Annotated in this window: 23 protein-coding genes and 1 tRNA gene; 17 read left to right on the forward strand and 7 right to left on the reverse strand. The window is 52.6% G+C overall.

The genetic code is table 11. From position 1 onward, the window contains the following. Positions 1-55 precede the first annotated feature (55 nt). The 7 genes from BLX24_RS08265 (at position 56) to BLX24_RS08295 (ending at position 3768) form a co-directional block, all read left to right on the forward strand. Positions 56-634: a recombinase family protein gene (locus BLX24_RS08265; RefSeq protein ID WP_071502639.1), complete on the forward strand. Its 579-nt coding sequence runs from the start codon at positions 56-58 to the stop codon at positions 632-634. Positions 635-636: 2 nt separating this feature from the next. Beyond that, a complete protein-coding gene (locus BLX24_RS32090; RefSeq protein ID WP_143092608.1) occupies positions 637-1128 on the forward strand; it encodes a hypothetical protein in 492 nt (163 codons plus the stop codon). Positions 1129-1206: 78 nt separating this feature from the next. Further along, the gene (locus tag BLX24_RS08275) at positions 1207-1434 is read left to right on the forward strand and encodes a hypothetical protein (protein ID WP_071502641.1); all 228 of its coding nucleotides are present in this window, start codon (positions 1207-1209) and stop codon (positions 1432-1434) included. Then, the gene (locus tag BLX24_RS08280; protein ID WP_071502642.1) at positions 1431-1619 is read left to right on the forward strand and encodes a hypothetical protein; all 189 of its coding nucleotides are present in this window, start codon (positions 1431-1433) and stop codon (positions 1617-1619) included. The genes BLX24_RS08275 and BLX24_RS08280 overlap by 4 nt, the downstream gene beginning before the upstream one ends. A 2-nt stretch (positions 1620-1621) precedes the next feature. Further along, on the forward strand, positions 1622-1945 hold the full coding sequence (locus BLX24_RS08285) for a hypothetical protein (protein WP_071502643.1): 324 nt from the start codon (positions 1622-1624) through the stop codon (positions 1943-1945). 329 nt (positions 1946-2274) lie between these two features. Next, positions 2275-2721, forward strand: a complete 447-nt coding sequence (locus tag BLX24_RS08290; RefSeq protein WP_143092609.1) for a hypothetical protein — start codon at positions 2275-2277, stop codon at positions 2719-2721. 171 nt (positions 2722-2892) lie between these two features. Then, entirely contained in the window at positions 2893-3768 is an 876-nt protein-coding gene (locus BLX24_RS08295; RefSeq protein ID WP_071502645.1) for a toll/interleukin-1 receptor domain-containing protein, read from the forward strand. A 58-nt stretch (positions 3769-3826) separates the two neighbouring features. On the opposite strand, the gene BLX24_RS08300 is transcribed toward BLX24_RS08295, so the two are convergent. Continuing rightward, on the reverse strand, positions 3827-5110 hold the full coding sequence (locus tag BLX24_RS08300) for a hypothetical protein (protein WP_071502646.1): 1284 nt from the start codon (positions 5108-5110) through the stop codon (positions 3827-3829). Positions 5111-5326: 216 nt separating this feature from the next. Further along, positions 5327-5414 (reverse strand) — tRNA-Ser (locus BLX24_RS08305). 122 nt (positions 5415-5536) lie between these two features. Here BLX24_RS08305 and purL point away from each other — a divergent pair. Further along, positions 5537-7810 carry a phosphoribosylformylglycinamidine synthase subunit PurL gene (gene purL / locus BLX24_RS08310; protein WP_083421860.1) on the forward strand — a complete coding sequence of 758 codons (2274 nt, stop codon included), beginning with the start codon at positions 5537-5539 and terminating at the stop codon, positions 7808-7810. A 369-nt stretch (positions 7811-8179) separates the two neighbouring features. Then, positions 8180-8737: a Uma2 family endonuclease gene (locus BLX24_RS08315; protein ID WP_071502647.1), complete on the forward strand. Its 558-nt coding sequence runs from the start codon at positions 8180-8182 to the stop codon at positions 8735-8737. A gap of 99 nt (positions 8738-8836) precedes the next feature. Here BLX24_RS08315 and BLX24_RS08320 read toward each other — a convergent pair whose 3' ends face one another. After that, positions 8837-9913: a DNA/RNA non-specific endonuclease gene (locus BLX24_RS08320; protein ID WP_071502798.1), complete on the reverse strand. Its 1077-nt coding sequence runs from the start codon at positions 9911-9913 to the stop codon at positions 8837-8839. A 24-nt stretch (positions 9914-9937) separates the two neighbouring features. Here BLX24_RS08320 and BLX24_RS08325 point away from each other — a divergent pair, with 24 nt between their 5' ends. Then, positions 9938-11170 carry a BaiN/RdsA family NAD(P)/FAD-dependent oxidoreductase gene (locus BLX24_RS08325; RefSeq protein ID WP_071502648.1) on the forward strand — a complete coding sequence of 411 codons (1233 nt, stop codon included), beginning with the start codon at positions 9938-9940 and terminating at the stop codon, positions 11168-11170. Here the strand turns inward: BLX24_RS08325 and BLX24_RS08330 are convergent. Next, positions 11167-12036 (reverse strand): AraC family transcriptional regulator, encoded by an 870-nt coding sequence (locus BLX24_RS08330; RefSeq protein ID WP_071502649.1) that lies wholly within the window; start codon positions 12034-12036, stop codon positions 11167-11169. The two genes, BLX24_RS08325 and BLX24_RS08330, sit on opposite strands and share 4 nt — an antisense overlap. 146 nt (positions 12037-12182) lie before the next feature. Between BLX24_RS08330 and BLX24_RS08335 the strand changes: the two genes are divergently transcribed. Continuing rightward, positions 12183-12989, forward strand: a complete 807-nt coding sequence (locus BLX24_RS08335; protein ID WP_083421877.1) for a phytanoyl-CoA dioxygenase family protein — start codon at positions 12183-12185, stop codon at positions 12987-12989. A 50-nt stretch (positions 12990-13039) separates the two neighbouring features. Next, positions 13040-13855 (forward strand): purine-nucleoside phosphorylase, encoded by an 816-nt coding sequence (locus tag BLX24_RS08340; RefSeq protein ID WP_071502651.1) that lies wholly within the window; start codon positions 13040-13042, stop codon positions 13853-13855. Here the strand turns inward: BLX24_RS08340 and BLX24_RS08345 are convergent. Beyond that, complete coding sequence (locus tag BLX24_RS08345) at positions 13850-14176, reverse strand: tetratricopeptide repeat protein (protein WP_071502652.1); 327 nt, start codon at positions 14174-14176, stop codon at positions 13850-13852. The genes BLX24_RS08340 and BLX24_RS08345 overlap by 6 nt on opposite strands. Before the next feature lie 161 nt (positions 14177-14337). Here BLX24_RS08345 and BLX24_RS08350 point away from each other — a divergent pair, with 161 nt between their 5' ends. The 4 genes from BLX24_RS08350 to BLX24_RS08365 all read left to right on the forward strand — a co-directional run bounded on the left by BLX24_RS08350 (position 14338) and on the right by BLX24_RS08365 (position 17576). Then, entirely contained in the window at positions 14338-15075 is a 738-nt protein-coding gene (locus BLX24_RS08350; protein ID WP_071502653.1) for an electron transfer flavoprotein subunit beta/FixA family protein, read from the forward strand. Between the two features lie 25 nt (positions 15076-15100). Continuing rightward, positions 15101-16063, forward strand: coding sequence for an electron transfer flavoprotein subunit alpha/FixB family protein (locus tag BLX24_RS08355; RefSeq protein WP_071502654.1), 963 nt, complete (start codon positions 15101-15103; stop codon positions 16061-16063). A 254-nt stretch (positions 16064-16317) separates the two neighbouring features. Next, positions 16318-16917, forward strand: coding sequence for a bifunctional nuclease family protein (locus tag BLX24_RS08360; RefSeq protein WP_071502655.1), 600 nt, complete (start codon positions 16318-16320; stop codon positions 16915-16917). Between the two features lie 248 nt (positions 16918-17165). Beyond that, positions 17166-17576, forward strand: coding sequence for a hypothetical protein (locus BLX24_RS08365; RefSeq protein WP_071502656.1), 411 nt, complete (start codon positions 17166-17168; stop codon positions 17574-17576). A gap of 60 nt (positions 17577-17636) precedes the next feature. On the opposite strand, the gene BLX24_RS08370 is transcribed toward BLX24_RS08365, so the two are convergent. Next, complete coding sequence (locus tag BLX24_RS08370; RefSeq protein WP_071502657.1) at positions 17637-18791, reverse strand: dioxygenase family protein; 1155 nt, start codon at positions 18789-18791, stop codon at positions 17637-17639. 33 nt (positions 18792-18824) lie between these two features. Next, positions 18825-19037, reverse strand: coding sequence for a hypothetical protein (locus BLX24_RS32095; protein ID WP_143092610.1), 213 nt, complete (start codon positions 19035-19037; stop codon positions 18825-18827). Positions 19038-19051: 14 nt separating this feature from the next. Between BLX24_RS32095 and BLX24_RS08375 the strand changes: the two genes are divergently transcribed. Beyond that, complete coding sequence (locus BLX24_RS08375; RefSeq protein ID WP_071502658.1) at positions 19052-19831, forward strand: LytR/AlgR family response regulator transcription factor; 780 nt, start codon at positions 19052-19054, stop codon at positions 19829-19831. Positions 19832-19872 lie beyond the last annotated feature (41 nt).

A 19872-nucleotide genomic window follows, 5' to 3' on the forward strand; every position in this document is an offset into this window, starting at 1 on the left:
TCAGTATTCTAAATTCAGCAAATGCCCCGAAAGCGGGGTTTTCTGAACGCATATTATGAAAATCGGATACGCACGGGTCTCCACCGAAGACCAGCACCTGGATCTCCAGCTGTCGGCACTCACCGCCGCCGGCTGTGAAAAGATTTATCAGGAAAAAATCAGCGGGGCCAAAACCGACCGCCCCGAACTGGCCCGCCTGCTGGAGCACATCCGCCAGGGCGATGAGGTCATCGTCTGGAAGCTCGACCGGCTGGGCCGCTCGCTGCCGCACCTGGTTGAGCTGGTCACCCGGTTCGCCGACCGCGGAGTAGCCTTCACCAGCCTTCAGGAAAAGATCGATACTTCGAGCCCCAGCGGCAAGCTGATCTTTCATATTTTCTGCTCACTGGCCGAGTTTGAGCGGGAGCTGATCCGCGAGCGGACCAACGCCGGCATTAAGGCGGCCAGAGAGCAGGGCCGCGTCGGTGGCCGGCCGAAGGGACTCTCGCCGGCGGCGGAGAAAACGGCGAAGACAGCCGAGGCACTTTACCGGGCAAACCACCACATCCAGGAGATTGCCCGCCAGCTGGGCAAATCAAAGGTCACCATCTACAAATACCTGCGATCGCGGGGCATTGAATTTCAGGAACAGTAACTATGAAGAGAAGAGATTTTGTTATCAGACTTATCGGAGGGGTCGGTGTACTGGTTGTATCACCCGCGATCTCATCCACAGAAAAATGCTATCGGTTTGACGATCTGTTTGATCGTACTGTTTATAACAATACGAGATATCATCACCTGAAACCGTCTCCGCTTTATGACGGCATTATCGGTGAGCTTCATACGCAGGGACGCATTCGTAAGGGCAGACATGAATATTACTGCCTTGGCACGTATGACTATAGCTTCAGTAATGAGCCAAGTCTTACTCATCCCAGCAAATGCTTCTCAATTCCCATAAAAGAGTCCTATACCCTGTCTGAATTAAGAGTTATCTCTGAAAATGTAATGGAGGCACTGGCTTCCATTGAATATATTATAGAAAATGAACGAACTATTGGTTTCGCTTTCTTCAATACTGTTCCTGATCAACTTCACCTACGTTATGATGGCAACTTCAGAAGAGACCGGACTATCGTAACCTGACAAACCATGTCGGGATCTGAATTACTCATAACTATAATCACCCTAACCATGGTTAAGCGTAACAAACTTTAAAACAAAATGAACTGGTACAAAAAATCTAACTACCCACTACCCAAAGCTGGAACGGTAATCGTTTCCGTCTATAGGGTACATGATAATACTGAGTTTACCGCTGCGGTAGAATGCAGCGAAATTGGTCCGCTTGATAAGGACGGTGACACATTCATGTACGCTGACGAAATTATTGCATGGATGTATCTGCCCAAGCCCTATAGCGGGACAAGTACAGGGTATTTTATCGGATGAAAGGTATTAACCCGCGGGCACGCTTTGAGCCGGAAGAACCTGACCGGATTGACGTCGATGAAGCCAGACTCCGCTGGAACGAAGAAACCCGGCGGATTGCCAGAGAGCAGCGCGTATCAATACCCGATGCGGAGCAGATCCTGTTTGACCGCTGGCGGGAATTTCAAAGAGTTTTACACACGTAGCTATGACCAGGCTGGAAGAGATTCAAATCAAACGGGAATTCTACAAAAAGCTCACGAAAAAGCTGGAGCGGATTGCTCAGGGCGAGCTGACGCTTACTGACTACATAGCCGAGGTGGGCGAAAAACTGGAGCGGCTTGACAGTGAGCTAATGGAAATGATCGGCCGGCAGATGCAGCTTGACAGTGACAACAACCGGTCATTCAGTTTCGGCGGAGGTGATTTTGGCGGAGGCGGGTCCGGCGGATCGTATGACAGCGATTCATCGTATAATTCCGGCAGATCCGGGGACAGCAGCAGCGATTCCGGAGCTGCCGGATGGGATTGATCGTTTGCGCCACTAAATCATGTAAAAGCATCACCCTGATCAGTACCTGGTTAACTTAGCACAGTTAGTTTTATTCTCGGTTCTTATGCATCAGGATCCCGGGCATTCATCAATGAGTGGCCGGGACTTTTTATGTCGATCCGGTAAACATACAGGCGTTTCGTGTTGATTTGGTGGTACCTGATCGACACATCAGTCACCACCAAATCACGTAAAAGCACCAACCGGCCTGGGAGCGGCTATATTTACTGGCTAATGTTTTATTACGGTGGGATAGGATCCCGGTTACCCGTCTGGGGTGGCCGGGACTTTTTTTGTATGTTCGGGGGATGATTGAGGTGATAGATCTGTTCGAACGCACACCCGGGCGCTGGCATCCGGATGTGATGAAAAGCGGGCATGACTGGGAGACGGTGCTGGTGGAACTGCGGCAGGCGATCCTGCATATCCGGACGGATCCGTTCCGGGTGACGGTAAAGGTGAAGGGTGACAGGCTGGCAGGCATGAAGGTAGAGGTGATCTGCGCCAATCTGGTCATCCGGCGGCGGGTGATCGACAAACTACTGCCGGTGGTGACCCCGAAGCAGGAGCCGCGCCCGAAGCCGCAGCGGGATGATCAGCTGGCTGCCTACCGGCAGGACCGGCGGGTAATCTCGCTTACCCAAAAGATTGATGAGCTGGACCGGCCGGATCTGACAAGTGAGGAACAGGCCAGACGGGCAATGTTTATCCGGATCCTGAATGATCTGAAGACCCGGGAGTATCCGGATTTATAGTTTCGGTTGAGTCAAACCAGATCAGCCTGTTTGCTCATATTCACAGTATCTGTTTCAGGTAGTATCACTCATCAAATCGTTACGTAGTACGCTTAATAAATTCCGTCTGCCCGCCTCTTTGATCTGTAACTATTTTCATAAATTGTTGACTCACCATAATAAAAACAAATAATGAAAGTTTTCATAAGCTGGTCAGGTACAAGAAGTAAACAGGTAGCAACACTTTTTAATGACTGGATACCAATGGTACTGCAATCTGTCGAATGCTGGATTTCAACAACAGATATTGAACGCGGGTCTATGTGGTCTAAAGAGATTTTTGCTCACCTAAACGAGGCATCGATAGGTATCGTCTGCCTGACAGAAGAAAATAAGAACAATCCATGGATTTTGTTTGAAACAGGAGCTTTATCAAAAGGTCTTCCGGAGAATCGTGTGTGTCCTTTTTTAATTGATCTTACGGTATCAAATGTAGGGTCGCCTCTTTCACTCTTCAATCTGGTGATTAGAGATAAAGAGTCTGTACGACAATTAATGAGAACAATAAACAACGCTCTTCTTGATAAGTCTTTAGAAGAGAATAGATTTAATAGAACATTCGAAAAGTATTGGCCCGAGTTTGATAGTAGCCTTGATGAAATTATAGAGCAAACGAAGTCTGAAGATATACAGTCTGAAATAGAGCCGGCTAAACCTGCAAGTGAGCAATTACTGCATGATCTGGCCTCAAATATCCTTCGGCTGGCTAATCGCATAAGTGGTATGGATATGAATATCAACCAATTATTTAACGAGGTCAGAAATCATCCGGGATCCCGGTTGTCGACTGAGGCTTTAGCATACCGTATGCCGAAGGAATTAGGCACCCCCGGAATCGGAGCTAAGGATTACCTGGATAAAATGGTGGAATTAAACCGGAGTCCGGAAGAAATGGTAACTGATTTGATGAGATTGTATGGAACAGGAGAATCCTTTGCAGCTATTAATGTTTCTCAGTACTTAAAAAACTTTCATAATATAGACTGGGAGCCTGTAAACCAGGACTAGGTTTTGAATAGTAATTATCAAGGAATAAATAAAGCCCGGCAGTCCCGGGCTTACTCATTTACGCGGCTTTAGGTGGGTGGATATCGTGCCATGAGGTCAGCAGGTTACGGATCCGGTTGCGGCGCGGCCGTACGTAGTGACGCAGCCGTTTAGTGGTGGTCAGCCCCAGCAGCTGGGCCACATCTTCGATGGGAACCATGAGCTCGTTCAGCGCCATATCGGCAAAGGTTTTCCGTGAGATCTTGGTGCTCAGGCCAGGCGGCAGGCCGACGTGCGCGGCAATAATCTTCAGGTGATCGTTGCGCCGCTGATTCGATTTGGACGGCAGCTTCGTTAGATCCGAACCGTATTTTTTATAGATGGCCACCGCCGGCTCCAGCAGCTTGACAAAAAAAGGCTTTTTGGTCTTGCCACGCCGGCCCTGGAGCCAGTACTCCCCTTTTTCTTCTTCGATGGTGTATTTTTTGGAGGTATAATCGGCATGGTGCATGCCGGTGAAACAGTTGAACACAAACGAATCCCGCTCCCGGTCCAGGGCAATGGCCGACTTTTCGGGCAGGCCCAGGGCAAAGAAATCAAAGTCGATCAGCCGCTGGAGCTGCTCATGGGTCAGGTGAGTAGTGTCCGGATCCTCGTCGTCGGCTTCGATCACGTAGCCCGCCAGCGGATTACGCTTAATGTACTTACGGGAATCGTTTGCCGCCCACTTCAGCACGGCGCGGAGGTGCTTGAGGTGTTTTTCGACGTGTGAATACTTGAAAACCCGCCCTTCCAGCAGAAAATCCATCAGCGTATCCGCCTGCTTTTCGGTGATGGAGCTTGCCGGCAGCTGGTCTTTTTTAATGGATTTGAGCCAGTCGGTGATGTTCTTGACGTAATTCTCCTGAATATCGACCGTGGCCTGGCTGAGCTTACCCCGTGCGACGCGGGCACGCTGCGCTTCCAGATGCAGATCGGCCAGATCACTAAAGGTAAAGACCAGCCGCCGGGTAACGGTTTTGGTGATGGTTTTACCCTTTACCTGGATCTGGACCTGTTCGCGGATCACGTCGTGATCCATGCAGCGGGATTTGATCAGCGCGGCCGTAATATCAAGACCTTCGTCGTGCAGCGACCGTTCGATATCCCATATACGATCAGATATCCGTTTGAGCCGCATGTTCTGTTCCTTTGCCCAGACGCTGCTGCCGGTGATGTGCTGGGCGGTGCGGTCCCACTGTTCGGGGGTACAGGTGATGTGGGTGGATCCGATTTCTTCCCGTTCGCCCTTATAGGTTACGCGGGCCTGAATGGTGCCGGACTTGCCGTCCTTTTTTTTACGGTACCAGAAGAGGAGTGACATTTGAGAAATGTTGAACATCGGGTGTCGGAATTATTAATGAATGAAAAAACCGACACGAATAAATATCCTAAGTGTAACCTTTTGGTCAGAATGTAACCTGGCGTGCGACCGGGCCTTAACGGCGCTGAGAATGAGAGCGGTTTGAGAAGGGGGTAAAAACAAAAATGCCACGTTGTGAAACGTGGCATCGTCAAAACCGAGGGCTTTAGCGCCTTTTGGCAGAGAGAGAGGGATTCGAACCCCCGGACCTGTTACAGTCAATGGTTTTCAAGACCACCGCGATCGACCACTCCGCCATCTCTCTGTGTCGTGGTTTGTGGGTGCAAAGATATAGCGATTTTTAAGGCTTGTCAATACCTGACCAAAAAAAAATGCCTTTTTCTGCGTAAAAGCCGTACTTTTGCACCACGGAAAAACAATTAATTCGTGGAAGCTACCAATCATTTGCCCGTCGATTCTCCGAACACAGGTTCACTCCCAACTGTTGACGTTGCCCGCAAACTGGGCTTATTACCAGACGAATACGACCGTATTTGCGACATCCTTGGCCGCAAACCCAACTTCACCGAACTCAGTATCTTCTCGGTGATGTGGTCCGAACACTGCTCGTATAAAAATTCAATCGTCTGGCTGAAAACATTGCCGCGCGACTCCGAACGGATGCTGGCAAAAGCCGGTGAAGAGAACGCCGGACTCGTTGACATCGGTGACGGACTAGCCTGCTCGTTTAAAATTGAATCGCACAACCACCCCTCGGCCCTCGAACCGTATCAGGGCGCGGCAACGGGTGTGGGCGGTATTAACCGCGATATCTTTACGATGGGCGCCCGCCCGATCGCTCAGCTCAACTCGCTCCGCTTCGGTAATATCGACCTCCCGAAAACGAAACGCCTCCTGCGCGGGGTCGTGAAAGGAATCGGTGACTATGGCAATGCCTTTGGTATTCCGACGGTAGGCGGTGAAATCTATTTCGACGACTGCTACAACACCAACCCGCTCGTGAACGCCTTCTCGGCCGGTATCGTAGAAGTGGGTAAAGTTGCCAAAGCAACGTCGCACGGTGTCGGTAACCCTGTCTTCATCGTTGGCTCAGCCACCGGTAAAGACGGTATCCACGGCGCTACGTTCGCCTCAGAAGACATTAGCGAAAAATCAACCGAAAAACTGCCGGCGGTGCAGGTGGGTGACCCCTTCATGGAGAAACTGCTCCTCGAAGCTACCCTCGAAATCATTGCGTCGGGCCACGTTATCGGTATTCAGGACATGGGGGCGGCGGGTATCATCTGCTCTACCTCTGAAATGAGCGCTAAGGAAGGCTTCGGTATGGACGTTAATCTGGACCTCGTACCGACGCGTCAGGCCAACATGCAGCCGTTTGAAATTCTGTTGTCAGAGTCGCAGGAACGGATGCTGGTGGTGGTTCAGAAAGGAAAAGAAGACGTTATCCAGCAAATCTTTGATAAGTGGGATCTGCACTGCGCCCAGATCGGTACCGTTACCGATACCGGCCGTCTGCATTTCTACCGCTGGGGTCAGCTGGTGGCCGATGTACCAGCCCACGACCTTGTGTTAGGTGGCGGCGCGCCGCAGTATCACCGCGAATACCGTGAGCCGGCCTACATCAGCGAATTTGCTAAATTCGATATCAATACCGTCGCCGACGTAACCGCCGGTGAACTCAAAACGGTGGCCGAACACCTGTTGTCGCACCCGAACATCTGCTCACGGAAGTGGGTATATGAGCAGTACGACTCGATGGTAGGCACGGCTAACCGCAGCACCAACGCCCCGTCGGATGCGGCTGTGGTACGCGTGAAAGGCGCGGGTCTGCCGCAAACCGACAAATCAATCGTCATTACGGTCGACTGTAACAGCCGCTACGTAAACGCGAACCCGAACACCGGGGCGCAGATTGCGGTGGCCGAAGCCGCCCGTAACATCGTTTGTACGGGTGGTGAGCCGCTGGCGGTGACGAATAACCTGAACTTCGGAAACCCATACGTGCCGGAAGTGTACTGGCACTTTGTGGAAGCCGTTAAAGGCATGGGCGCGGCCTGTAGCCGCTTCGAAACACCGGTAACAGGTGGCAACGTGAGTTTCTATAACCAAAGCTCGGATGATGGCCCGGTATTCCCGACGCCTACCATCGGTATGCTGGGTCTGATGGAAAATCCGGACAACCGCATGACGCTGAACTTCGGTCAGGCGGGCGATGCGATCTACCTGATCGGGTCAACCAAAGACGACATTGCGTCGTCGGAATACCTGTACTCGTTCCGTGGCGTGAAAGCGTCTCCGGCTCCTGCCTTCGACATCGAAGAGGAAGTAGCCGTACAGGCAGCGGTGAAGCAGGTGATTAAAGACAAACTGGTTGTTTCGGCCCACGATTTGTCAGATGGTGGCTTGTTTATTGCCCTTGCCGAATCGGCTATGGCGGGTAACGTTGGTTTCTCCATCAAAACGGATGCCGGTCTGCGCACGGATGCGTTCCTGTTCGGCGAAAACCAGAGCCGTGTGGTGGTTTCGGTATCGGCCGGTCAGCAGGCGGCATTTGAAGCGGCACTGTCGGCCAGCGGGGTTGCGTTCAGCCAGCTGGGCGAAGTTACTTCCGGCGACTTCGTTATCGACGGCACGACGCTGATGACCGTTGCGGACGCGAAAGCGGCTTACGACAATGCACTGGGTACTAAAATGAGCTAACCAGACATTTGACCATATACGTTTACGGGACGGTTGCGCAGGTTTCTGCCGCAGCCGTCCCGTAATTTTTTATTCGTTAGCCAATCCGGCACAAAGTTCTTATTTGCGTAAAGCGGTATACTTCTTTGTGGTGTATGTTCGCGTGAGATGCACCAAAGTAAGACATTCATAGTCAATAACTTAACGTAAATATATGTTATAGTGGTGGCACGACTTTAAGTCGTGCCACCACTACGCGTCGGATCGTGCCACCACTCTTTTCGCACGTTAACCAAATATTATTTTGCCACAAAGCCGAACATTAGCCCTTGTCAATTACGTTATATGATTAGTTTTGCTGCTAAAGTACAACAAAACATAAATATAGTCATGAACGATACACTCACACCGGTACTGACCAGTACCGAATATAAGGCTTTCCAACCCAACGACGGGCTGCGCTACGATTTCCACAACGGCGAACTGATTGCGCTCGCTCCCGAATCAGACCGGCACGAAAAGCAGGTCAAACGCGTCGCTGACGCTCTGGAAACAGAGTCAGGACTACGGCGCTGCACGGTTTTCCACACACACACGAAAATCGAAACACAGGCAGACGTCACCTACCTGCATGCCGATGTGTCGGTGACCTGCAATTTTCTGGAGTTTAAGAGCGGCAATCCGATCATGCGGCAACCGCGCATGCTGGCCGAAGTCGTAACCGCCGACTCCCGCGACCGCGACCGGGGCTTTAAATGGCAGCAGTACCAGCAGGTTATTTCGCTGTGGTACTGTCTGTTTGTTGATCCCGAAAACAAAACAATTGATGTGTACACGAAGGACACCGGCAGCGGTGCCTGGCATTGCCGCACGTATCGCCAACCGGATGAGCTCATCCCGTTTGACCGGTTCGAGATGGCCATTCCGGTGAAGAACTTCTTTGTCTAAGGCATAGGGCGGGGAGCGTAGGGCGTAGGGTATCGAGCAGAGAGTACATTGGTGTACGCCCTTCGCTCTCTGCTCTACGCCCCCTACCCCGCGCTCCGCTTAATAAAACCACTCGCTTACCGTCTTTTTCGGGGGAGCACTTTCCAGCTTTTTCTGTAGGTCGTCCGGAATTTTAGGGAAGAAATTAATGCCAGTCCGGCGCTCTACCTCATCGACCGTCACCACAAACGACTGCAGGGGTTCATCGGAGCCTTCGTTTTTCAGCAGAAAGGCAATCATCCGGATGTCGGGTGCATTGCAGTACAGCAGCACTTTGTAGTAATACTCCGGCACGGCCACTTCATTCTGCTTTCCAATCGTCGGTAAACCCGGTTTCAGCACCGGCCCGGTCACCACATAAATGCCCTTATCGCGGAACGCCCACGACCGCACCTGCTCTTCCAGCGATTTCCAGATGCCACGGTTAAACTGGGGAGCCTGCGGACTCATGTTGCTCATATAAAACGATTCCCGCATCATGCGCTGCGAAAACTTAAAGTCACCGGCAGGTGCCAGGTGACCCCGATCATAGCCCGATTTGGTATAGTCGGCCGGTACGGCGGAACCTGACGACACCATCGGATCGGGCATAAACTGCTCGCGATCCCGGTCGGCATTGCCCGTAATTTCATAGGCCAGCAACGGATAAGCTACCCAGTCGGCCTGTTTATATTGATCTTTAAAGCGGAGGGTATACCCCTCATGCCGTACAATTTCGTCGGATGCCTTGAAGCCGGGCAATGCAAAATCAACCTCTTTTTCAAACGCAAACCGATTATTGCCCGACTCCGATTTACCGGCTTTCCTGGTCGCTTCCGGATTGTTTGGTGCGTTGCTTTCGGTAGCTTCATCCGGTGCCGCATTATCTGATGCGGAAGACTGGTCGTCAGAGGCTACGTCTTCCTCAGGTTCAGGCGCTTTGTAGGGGTTATGGCCCTGTTTGCCTTTTTTCGACGGCCCCAGACCAATGATTTCCTTCACATCGTTCCAGAATGCCACTACCGGTTTGGTCTTTCCGCCATAGTGCAGGAACAATCCGACCAGAAAAAAGAAAAATAACAGGACTAACGTATTCCCCCGCAGCCGGAACCCGCGGCGGTGATACGAATTTGTGCGAAATTTGGGTTTGAAAAACATAAGAACAAAGTTAAGCATTTCGGGATGTCACAATTACATATCGTGGTTATTGGCGGTGGAGCAGCCGGTTTTTTCGGGGCGATCACAGCCGCCGAAACCTTTCCCAATGCCCGCGTAACCATACTGGAGAAAAACCGGTCGGTGCTCAGTAAAGTCCGGATTTCGGGCGGCGGCCGCTGCAACGTAACCCATGCCTGTTTTGATAACAAACTGTTTGTCAAACACTATCCGCGCGGCGATCGCTGGCTGCGGCCCTTACTCAACACGTTCGATGCCGCCGCAACCGTACGTTGGTTTGAGTCGAAAGGCGTGCTGTTGAAAACGGAGGCCGACGGACGTATGTTTCCGACCACCGATTCGTCGGAAACCATCATCGACTGCCTGCTCGATGCGGCCGACGACCTGCGCATCCGGATTGAAACGAGCTGCGGAGTAAGCCGGCTCCTGCCGCCAACCACCGGCGAACACCGTTGGTCGATTGAATTGCTTTCAGGCGAATCGTTGTGGGCCGACCGTATTTTGCTAGCCACAGGCGGCTATCCGCAGGCCAACTCCTATGGCTGGATGCCCGAACAGGCTGAGCCGCTGGTCCTGCCGGTTCCTTCGCTGTTTACCTTCAATACACCCGGCAATCCGCTCCTGCCGCTGGCAGGCGTTTCGGTACAATACGCCCGCGTGCAGATTGTGGATACCAAGCAGGAACAAACCGGTCCGTTGCTCATTACGCACTGGGGTTTCAGCGGTCCGGCTGTGCTGCGGCTGTCGGCGTGGGGTGCCCGCGAACTCGCCGACCGGAATTATTCATTTACCCTGCGCATCAACTGGCTCCCCGACCAGAACGAGCAGCAACTCCGCAACGGTTTCAACCAGTTCCGGCAACAACACCCGAAAAAGCAGGTAACGTCGCAGAACCCGTTCGGGCTGCCCAACCGCTTGTGGCTGGCTTTTACCGAACTGGCGGGCATGGACCCGAACGTCCGCTGGGCCGAACTACCGGGCAAAGTGCAGAACAAGCTCATTGAGCAGCTGACAAACAGCCGGTTTCCCGTCTCGGGCAAAAGTACCTTCAAGGACGAGTTTGTGACTTGCGGCGGTGTGGCGCTTGGCAGCCTGAACCCGCAGACACTCGAAAGCAAAGCCCACAAAGGATTATTTTTTGCCGGAGAAGTACTGGACGTCGACGGCATTACCGGCGGATTCAACTTCCAGAATGCCTGGACCACCGGCCACATTGCCGGCAAACACATCGGGCTTTAAGACATACTCCGCTGACCGGCCATTTTTTTCCGGTAGGTCAGCGGAGACATTTGTTTGTGCTTCCTGAACACACGGTTAAAATACGGCACATCGCCAAAACCGGCATCGTATACAATAGACTGGATCGGCAGATCTGTTTCCGTCAGCAACTGCGCAGCATAATGGATACGCATGTCAATCAGCAATTCCATCAGTGTTTTCTGCGTCACATTTTTAATATAGCGGCAAAAGGCCGTCGGACTCATGTTGGCGACTTCGGCAACATCGCGGAGCGAGACCGCTTCGCGGAAATGGGCAATCAGATAAGCAAAAACCTGCTGAAAGCGTGCTGTTTCATGCTGGCTGTAGGCTTGTTCCGCAAACATACTGTCGATGGGCTGTAAATCGGGGCTTTTGCTCAGCCGGTCGAGCACGGTAAATAGTGACGTTAGCCGGTCCAGCGGACTTTTTTCTACCAGCTCAATCATTGCCGGAGCCAGCCACGCCTTTTCAGCCGCGCCGGGTTGCAGCCCCGAACGGGCCCGCTGCAACATTTTTCTGATGGGCCGGCATTCAGGCAGTCCGAAGAAATCATTCCCATTGAACAGCTCCCTGAACTGAATCACCACTGCTTCACACGGTGCGTCTTCGCCCCGGTCGCGGCTAAGCCAGCAATGGGGCAGGTCAGGGCCAAGTAATACCAGATCGCCCGGCCCGAAGGCATCCATCTGTTTGCCGACATAGCGCTGCCCCTCTCCCTGCAGAATCAGTGTCAGCTCGTATTCAGGATGAAAATGATAGGGTGCCGTAAAGCCCGGTACCGTAAACCGGCGTACCAGAAACGAGTGGTTTTCGGTGGTTGTCAGATGTTCGAATACAGCGCGCATACAGTCAAAGGCAAAAGTCAGCGATATTAGCCCTATACTACCATTTAGCCACTTATAATGCTAATATAAGACAAGAAATGGCTAATCGGCTCCAAACAAACCCGCCGGTAACCCGCCAACTTTGTGCGATCCAATAAGCTATGTATATGACAACGACTTATTTAGAGAAACCTTTCACCCTGTCGGCCGACGCCATTAATTTTTATCAGACCTACCGGTACATCAAACTCAAAGACGTGCTGGATGCTGACACGCTCGCTTACTACGGAGAAGCCATTGAACAGACAGTAGCCGGGCTAAACCGGCAACATCAGCCACTGGATCAGCGCGATACGTACGGCAAAGCGTTTCTGCAGGTGTTTAACCTATGGCAGCAGGATGACCGTTGCAGGGAATTTGTCCTGAGTAAACGACTGGGGCAGATTGCGGCCGAACTGATGCAGACCAGCGGGGTACGGCTATACCACGATCAGGCCTTGTTTAAGGAGGCAGGCGGCGGCATAACGCCCTGGCATGCCGATCAGTATTACTGGCCGCTGGCTACCGACAAAACCATTACCGCCTGGATACCGCTCCAGCCTGTCCCACCCGACATGGGTCCGCTTGAGTTCAGCGCCGGCAGCCATGCCATTGTCGAAGGGCGCGAACTATCGATCAGCGACGACAGCGAAGTCCGTATGCAGCAACGCCTGCGGGTAACCGATTTCCGCCATGTCATTGAACCATACGAGTTAGGAGAGGTTAGCTTTCATTCCGGCTGGGTCTTTCACCGCGCAGGTGCCAACCAGACGGATCAGGTCCGTAAAGTGATGACGGTCATCTACATGGACAAAGACATGGTGCTGAAAGAACCGGAAAATGAGAACCAGCGCAAGGATTGGGAGAAGTGGTGTGCCGGAGCGCAGGTTGGTCAGGTGATTGATACGCCGTTAAATCCTGTCATCTACGGGTAGAACCAAGCCGATAAATCTGTATTTTCGGGCATCATCCGAATAGTAACCGCATGCTCGAAGCCATTCAGGAAGCGACCCGCTTCATTCAGTCGAAAACCACCATTCAGCCAGTTATTGGTATCATCCTAGGCACCGGTCTTGGTGCACTTGCCAATGAAGTTGAGGTCGAAACCACTATCCCGTACGAGGAGATTCCGCATTTTCCGTTATCGACCGTTGAGTTTCATTCCGGTAAACTGTTGTTGGGCAAACTAGGCGGCAAGCCGGTCGTTGTGATGCAGGGCCGTTTTCATTTTTACGAAGGATACACCATGCAGCAGATCACGTTCCCGGTACGGGTCATGAAATGGCTGGGCGTAGAAACGCTGCTGGTATCCAACGCATCAGGCGGCATGAATCCGGCATTTAAGGCCAGCGACCTGATGATCATTGATGATCACATCAGCCTGTTGCTCCCCCAAAACCCGCTGACGGGCCAGAATCCGCCAGCGTTCGGCGACCGTTTCCCCGACATGAGCGAGCCTTACGACAAGGCGCTTATTCAGCAAGCGGAAGCCATTGCCGCCGCCAACGGCATTGCCCTGCAAAAAGGGGTGTATGTCAGCGTGACCGGTCCACAGCTCGAAACCCGTGCTGAATACCGGATGCTGCGACAATGGGGGGCCGATGCCGTCGGGATGTCGACCGTTCCGGAAGTGATGGTGGCACACCAGATGGGCATCCGCGTGTTTGGCTGTTCGGTCATTACCGATATGGGCATTCCCGAAACACTGGTCAAGGCCGACATCGCCCACATTCTGGCCGCTGCCGCCAAAGCCGAACCGCAACTGACCTTGTTGATTAAAGAACTGGTGAAGGCGCTATAAATCTTCTTCATCTCTAAGAGCCTGCTGCGCGCGCTTCAGCTCCTGAAACGTTTTTTCGTTTCCCTGCTGACGCGCCAGCTGAAGGCCCATGTCGTATAACATATCCGCTTTCTGCACCTCCCCCTGTTCGGCATACAGGGCGGCGGCATGATAATACGTGGCCAGATAACCCGGATGTTCCGTCAGCAACGTCTCCAGATAATGCAGCGCCTGACCGGGGTCGGCCTGCATGTATTCCATAGCCAGCGCGTAAACATTAAACGGCTCACCGGGTTCTTCCTGTACAAATTGAAGTAATTGTTGGATACGATCGGTATTCATAGTTGCTAAAAAATTAGTATGCATGCATACGATTATTAAATTCGATTTGTAAATTAGCCGCAAAATAGCGGATAGTGGACAGGACACCTTGCGCAACGGGCAATTTAACCCGCAACAACTGCCGGTCCGTTATCTGCTCAACTACAAAACCTCAAAGAAGCATGAAAATCTTAGTGTGCGTGACGAGCGTGCCGGACACGACAACTAAAATCACATTCACCGACAATAACACCCGGTTCAACAAGACCGGTGTGCAGTTTATCACAGGCCCTTACGACGATTATGCGCTGGCAAGGGCCGTTGAACTGAAGGAAAAACCCGGTGTTACGGTCACGGTGCTGAACGTTGGTACTGCCGACTCAGAGCCGGTTATCCGTAAGTGTCTGGCCATCGGTGCCGACGATGCGATTCGGGTTGATGCCGAGCCGACGGATGCCTTTTTCGTGGCCGAGCAGATTGCCGCCATCGCAAAAGAAAATAACTACGATCTGATTCTGATGGGTCGCGAATCGATTGATTACAATGGCGGACAGGTACACGGTATTGTCGGTGAATTGCTGGGAATGCCTTCGATTTCACCGGTTATGCAGCTCGACATTGATGGTTCAACGGCCAAATTAACCCGTGAAATTGAAGGGGGAAAACAAGCGCTGGAAGCTCAGTTACCCCTGATTCTGGGTTGTCAGGAGCCGATTGCCGAATGGAAAATCCCGAACATGCGGGGGATCATGACGGCACGGACAAAACCGTTGAAAGTAATACCGCCTGCAGGCAATGATACACTGACTAAAGTGGTTGGCTATGAATTACCGCCACCACGCGGATCGGTGAAAATGATTCCGGCCGAAGAAGCCGAAACCCTCATCCAATTGCTCCGTACCGAAGCAAAAGTCATTTAATCATTCCTGCTAAACCCCATTAATTATGTCAGTATTAATTTTTGCCGAATTAGACGAAGGCAAACTGAAAGGCTCCTCAAAAGAGGCAATATATTATGGTTCAAAAGTAGCCGAAAGCCTGGGAACGGCGGCGACGGCCATTGTGATCGGTCAGGCTGATGACGCAGAACTGGCCACCGCCGGTCGGTTCGGGGCGGCGAAAGTGCTGCATGCGGCCGACAGCAAACTAACCGAAGCCAACGGCATGGCCTATGCCAGCGTAGTGGCGGCGGCGGCTGAGCAGGAAGGCTCAACCGTTGTGGTAGTGGCCAAATCGTCACTGGGCGATGCCATGGCTGCCCGTCTGGCGGGTAAACTACGGGCCGGACTGGCGGCGAACGTCGTTGATCTGCCAAATTTATCAAATGGTTTCCGCGTAAAACGGAGCATTTATACAGGCAAAGCTTTCGCGGAAACGGAACTGACGGCCGACAAAAAAATTCTGGCGATCAAGAAAAATACCATTACGCCGGAGGAGAAAGAAGCAACAGCCAGTGTTGAAGCCTTCAGCCCGGCCCTGAACGACAGTGACTTTGTACTGAAAGTAACAAACACCGAAAAAGCCACCGGTGATGTATTACTCCCTGAGGCTGACCTTGTTGTTTCGGCGGGACGTGGCCTGAAAGGCCCTGAAAACTGGGGCATTGTCGAAGATCTGGCGAAGGCGCTGGGCGCTGCAACAGCTTGCTCGAAGCCGGTTTCGGACCTTGACTGGCGGCCTCACCACGAGCACGTGGGTCAGACCGGTATCAAAATCAGCCCGAATCTCTACATTGCAGCAGGTATTTCGGGCGCCATCCAACACCTTGCCGGCGTGAACTCCTCGAAGGTAATTGTGGTTATCAACAAAGACCCGGAGGCTCCCTTCTTTAAGTCAGCCGACTACGGAATTGTCGGTGACGTATTCGACATTCTGCCACGGCTGACTAAAGCAGTAAACGCCCTGTAGAAACGCAGGAAGTTGCGTTTCTACAAACGGACATACAATATCCTGCAACATATCTTGCCGCTGCAAGCGTATGGTATGTTGCAGGATATTGCCCGTTATCAGGGGCAGACCGGTCGCTTTCGCAACCTGTTAACACGATGATTCAGCAAAAAGCTAAGCCACAAACTCATTTTGCGGTATCAGATTCACCATGTTAACCTTGCGAAATGAGACGCAAGATGTTGCGTCTCTACTAAAATTGTTAATTTCGCGCTGTGGAAAAAATAAAGCTTGAAATATTAGGTTTATCACCCAGTCAATCGCAGTCGGGTTCGTTTGCGTTGGTTCTGGGCGAGGAATATGGCAATCGACGCTTGCCAATAATTATTGGTATGTTTGAAGCACAGGCAATTGCCATTGAAATTGAAAAGATTGCGCCTAATCGCCCGATGACGCACGATCTCTTTAAGCAATTTGCTGAGAAGTTCAAATTTACGGTACGCGAGATCGTTATTTCTGACCTGCGTGAAGGCATTTTCTACGCCCGGATCGTTTGCTCGGATGGAGTTCGGGAAACCGTCATCGACGCTCGCCCTTCTGATGCCATCGCCATTGGTATCCGTTTCAGCGTGCCTATTTATACGTACGAAACCATCCTGTCGGAAGCCGGTATTACTGCCAGTTCGTCTGACGAAGAAGAGGAGGAGAAGCCGGAAGAACTGGTGCGTTCGACAGGCCGCTCGCCGCGTGCGTTCAGCGAACAACTGAAAGACATGACGGTTGACGAACTGCAACGGATGCTCGACGATGCGCTTGCCAACGAAGAGTACGAACGTGCCGCCAAAATCCGCGACGAAATCAGCCATCGGAATTAATGATCTAATCTATACATTTGCTAAGCCCGCTCTGTGAGCGGGCTTTTTTGTAGGGCCTATGCCCTGCTGCGCTGTGCCAGGTCGGTGTATCACTCCTGCGCTGCGACAGGGCAGTGCCCTGCCTTACAGCTGGTGCCCTTTCAGGGCGGAAGGGGATTCTTTTTATCCGTAGTCTCAAAATATCGGGTAAGCCGAAAACGTTTGGGAGGGGAAAGGGCGTTTCTTTGCCTGATTAACTGCTATACCTGATGAAAAATCCGTTTTTCTATATCCTGTTGCTGATCCTGGTTGTGCTCGACGGCTGGCTCATGTCACACCCTAACCTGATCGGCCGCTTTGGCGTCTGGTTTTATGAATACGATTACCTGCGGACATTCCCGCGTGCGGTCGGCACGGTAGCCGCCATCGTAGGTGTAGCCCTCGTACTGTCTCTGCTGGTCAGCCGGCTGGCCCGCCCGATGGCGCTGGCAGGTTCCGCCATTTTGCTGACGCTGGGTATCCTGTGGCTGATTCAGAGTATCCAGCAGTTTACCTCCGGCGTTTATAAGCTGACAGGTGCGGGCTTCAAAGCCGGAGGCATGCTGCTGCCCGCCCTGGTCGTCGCTGTTTTTGCGAAAGGGTTTTACGACATTTTCCGGAACCGGGTTAAGAAGGTGTAGGTTACGCCGATGCAGCCGGAACGCTGAAAAAGCCGGTTCCGGCTGCATCGGGCTACTGCTTTACCGCGCCGGTGGCCCCGCCACACGGTTGATCGAGGCAAGGACCTTGTCAAGACCGGCATAGGTACCTCCCGACGTGGCCGACAGGTTAACAAACTTATCGGCCACACGCCGCTTGTTGTAGATCAGAATGGTATTCCGGGCATTCGGATTGATCTGATACAGATAGCTCGTCGGTTTATCCGTCAGCGACGGTACATAGACCACCGACAACTCCCGTAAGCCGTACCGCTTTGAGAAGGCGGCCAGTTGCTGCTTTACTTCGGGCAGGGGACGTTTTCGGGGATTGGTATAGATCAGAAACGCCTTGAACCGATCGGCACCACGGCGTTGTATCTGCTTTTCCAGAAACACGGCCAGCTGCGCCGCATTGTCCCAGTCGTTATCCGAGAGCCACGCCATTACACCGGCTGTCCGGTGGCCGTATTTACACATCGGGCAGGTTTTGGTTCCCTGATCCGGTCCCCACACATGAACCGGATCAAACGCCGGGCACTCCTCTCCGACAACCAGCCCCGAGGAACGGTTATCACGGTCATATCCGGCATGCAGCACCAGATCGCGGTGGCCTTCCCAAACCCCATCATTCTCTCTTGCCAACGCCACGCCCTTATAACGCACCAGCCCCTCACGCTGCTCCAGCCGGTACCAATACGTGTCTGTCAGTTGCGGATCGCCCTGAAACACAAAGTCACTGATCCAGTAGGCGCTTGTCTGCATGGGTGCCTTCACGACCGCATGAATATGCGCCGGGGCATCACGGGTGGGATACATGCCGGGTTTGATCGTATTGATTTCGTAGCGTCCCTTGGCATCGGTCCGGAGCCAGCCGCGCAGATAGCCATGCCACCATGCATACGACCGTTTCTCTTCGTTACCCCGTTTCGGATACTTCCCGGCCGCATTGGTATGATAGGCATACAGCAATACCCCGGCGGCGGGCGTCACGCCGTCTGACAGGTAAACGGTCCCGGTAATCCGTATCCGCTGTCCGCGAACAGTATCGGGAGCAATCGTCAGCCGGTGAGACAGGTGGCCCGGCAGTTTGTCAAACAAGCAATCGGTGCAGGTTGGCGGCTCATCGGGCGGCATCGCCATCCGTGAGGAGAAGGCGGTGATGGCCAGAATCATGAGCAAAAAGGAGGTTGTTTTCATCGGAAAAAGTTTTTTTTTGGTTTTGTCATCCGGTTACGGAGCATGCATCCCCGAATGGTTTCTGACACAAACCAAACCGCCGGGCAAACAAGCCGCAACTTTACTCGACCAACCACCCGAATACACGACAAGCGCCGGACTACCGTTGGTCGGCTTTTTCTGTCGTTGGTCGAAAAACAACTGGTGCTCAGGCGCATGCAAGGCTGGCAGGTAAGGCAGAATCGTTGTATCTTCGTAGCCACTCAACCCCCATCGCTGCTATGCTCAACCGCTTGCTGACATCCCGTTTCTACTGGCAGGTTGCCTTTTGGGTATTGGTTACGATCGTTTTCACCTACGACCGGAAGTACCTGTTCCAGAAGCTGGCCCTTGGTCAGGTGATCCCGTGCATTTTGTTCCGGGTGGGGTTGTTGATGGCCCTTGCCTACTGGCACCTCTACGTACTTATCCCACGATTCTGGCAGCCAGGGCGCTTCCTGCTTTATGGATTGGCACTGGCCGTGTCGGCAGGCATCACCTTACTGGCTCAGGGCCTCTACGATATGTATCTCTACGGGTTTGTGATCGGCGACGAGTACCATCAGAATCTGCTGGTTAATCTGCCGTTTAATGTAATTGCCACCGGCTGGTATCTGGTGATCATGCTGCTCCTCAAGCTGGCCCTCGACCGACTTACGCAACCGGCAGCGACACAGCCCGTATCCGAAACAATCACACAACCGGTTCCCGTAGAGACGCCGGACCATATCTGGATTAAATCGGGTACCCGCCGGATTCAGATTGCGCTTGCCGACATTCTGTTTATTCAGGGATTAAAGGATTATTCGCTGGTCCATACCCCAACCGGCCGGCATATTGCCCAGGGATCGCTCAAAACCATGGAGGCGACCCTGCCACAAGGGCTGTTTATTCGTGTCCACAAATCCTTTCTGATGCCCAAATCCCGTATTCAGTCATTACGGAACGGACAGATCGAGCTACCCGACCTACAGATCCCCATCGGCCGCGCCTATCGTAAAGAGGTCGAAAAGCTGATTTAACCGGCACGTTTGCTCAAAACGTGTATTTTTGAGCGTACTAA

This window comes from Arsenicibacter rosenii, assembly GCF_001870735.1.
GTDB classification, from domain to species: domain Bacteria; phylum Bacteroidota; class Bacteroidia; order Cytophagales; family Spirosomataceae; genus Arsenicibacter; species Arsenicibacter rosenii.

Bases quoted from the DNA above. Each gene is read 5' to 3' on its own strand.
- BLX24_RS08265 (WP_071502639.1), top strand. From the start codon at position 56: ATGAAAATCGGATACGCACGGGTCTCCACCGAAGACCAGCACCTGGAT.
- BLX24_RS32090 (WP_143092608.1), top strand. From the start codon at position 637: ATGAAGAGAAGAGATTTTGTTATCAGACTTATCGGAGGGGTCGGTGTA.
- BLX24_RS08275 (WP_071502641.1), top strand. From the start codon at position 1,207: ATGAACTGGTACAAAAAATCTAACTACCCACTACCCAAAGCTGGAACG.
- BLX24_RS08280 (WP_071502642.1), top strand. From the start codon at position 1,431: ATGAAAGGTATTAACCCGCGGGCACGCTTTGAGCCGGAAGAACCTGAC.
- BLX24_RS08285 (WP_071502643.1), top strand. From the start codon at position 1,622: ATGACCAGGCTGGAAGAGATTCAAATCAAACGGGAATTCTACAAAAAG.
- BLX24_RS08290 (WP_143092609.1), top strand. From the start codon at position 2,275: ATGATTGAGGTGATAGATCTGTTCGAACGCACACCCGGGCGCTGGCAT.
- BLX24_RS08295 (WP_071502645.1), top strand. From the start codon at position 2,893: ATGAAAGTTTTCATAAGCTGGTCAGGTACAAGAAGTAAACAGGTAGCA.
- BLX24_RS08300 (WP_071502646.1), bottom strand. From the start codon at position 5,110: ATGTCACTCCTCTTCTGGTACCGTAAAAAAAAGGACGGCAAGTCCGGC.
- BLX24_RS08315 (WP_071502647.1), top strand. From the start codon at position 8,180: ATGAACGATACACTCACACCGGTACTGACCAGTACCGAATATAAGGCT.
- BLX24_RS08320 (WP_071502798.1), bottom strand. From the start codon at position 9,913: ATGTTTTTCAAACCCAAATTTCGCACAAATTCGTATCACCGCCGCGGG.
- BLX24_RS08325 (WP_071502648.1), top strand. From the start codon at position 9,938: ATGTCACAATTACATATCGTGGTTATTGGCGGTGGAGCAGCCGGTTTT.
- BLX24_RS08330 (WP_071502649.1), bottom strand. From the start codon at position 12,036: ATGCGCGCTGTATTCGAACATCTGACAACCACCGAAAACCACTCGTTT.
- BLX24_RS08335 (WP_083421877.1), top strand. From the start codon at position 12,183: ATGACAACGACTTATTTAGAGAAACCTTTCACCCTGTCGGCCGACGCC.
- BLX24_RS08340 (WP_071502651.1), top strand. From the start codon at position 13,040: ATGCTCGAAGCCATTCAGGAAGCGACCCGCTTCATTCAGTCGAAAACC.
- BLX24_RS08345 (WP_071502652.1), bottom strand. From the start codon at position 14,176: ATGAATACCGATCGTATCCAACAATTACTTCAATTTGTACAGGAAGAA.
- BLX24_RS08350 (WP_071502653.1), top strand. From the start codon at position 14,338: ATGAAAATCTTAGTGTGCGTGACGAGCGTGCCGGACACGACAACTAAA.
- BLX24_RS08355 (WP_071502654.1), top strand. From the start codon at position 15,101: ATGTCAGTATTAATTTTTGCCGAATTAGACGAAGGCAAACTGAAAGGC.
- BLX24_RS08365 (WP_071502656.1), top strand. From the start codon at position 17,166: ATGAAAAATCCGTTTTTCTATATCCTGTTGCTGATCCTGGTTGTGCTC.
- BLX24_RS08370 (WP_071502657.1), bottom strand. From the start codon at position 18,791: ATGAAAACAACCTCCTTTTTGCTCATGATTCTGGCCATCACCGCCTTC.
- BLX24_RS08375 (WP_071502658.1), top strand. From the start codon at position 19,052: ATGCTCAACCGCTTGCTGACATCCCGTTTCTACTGGCAGGTTGCCTTT.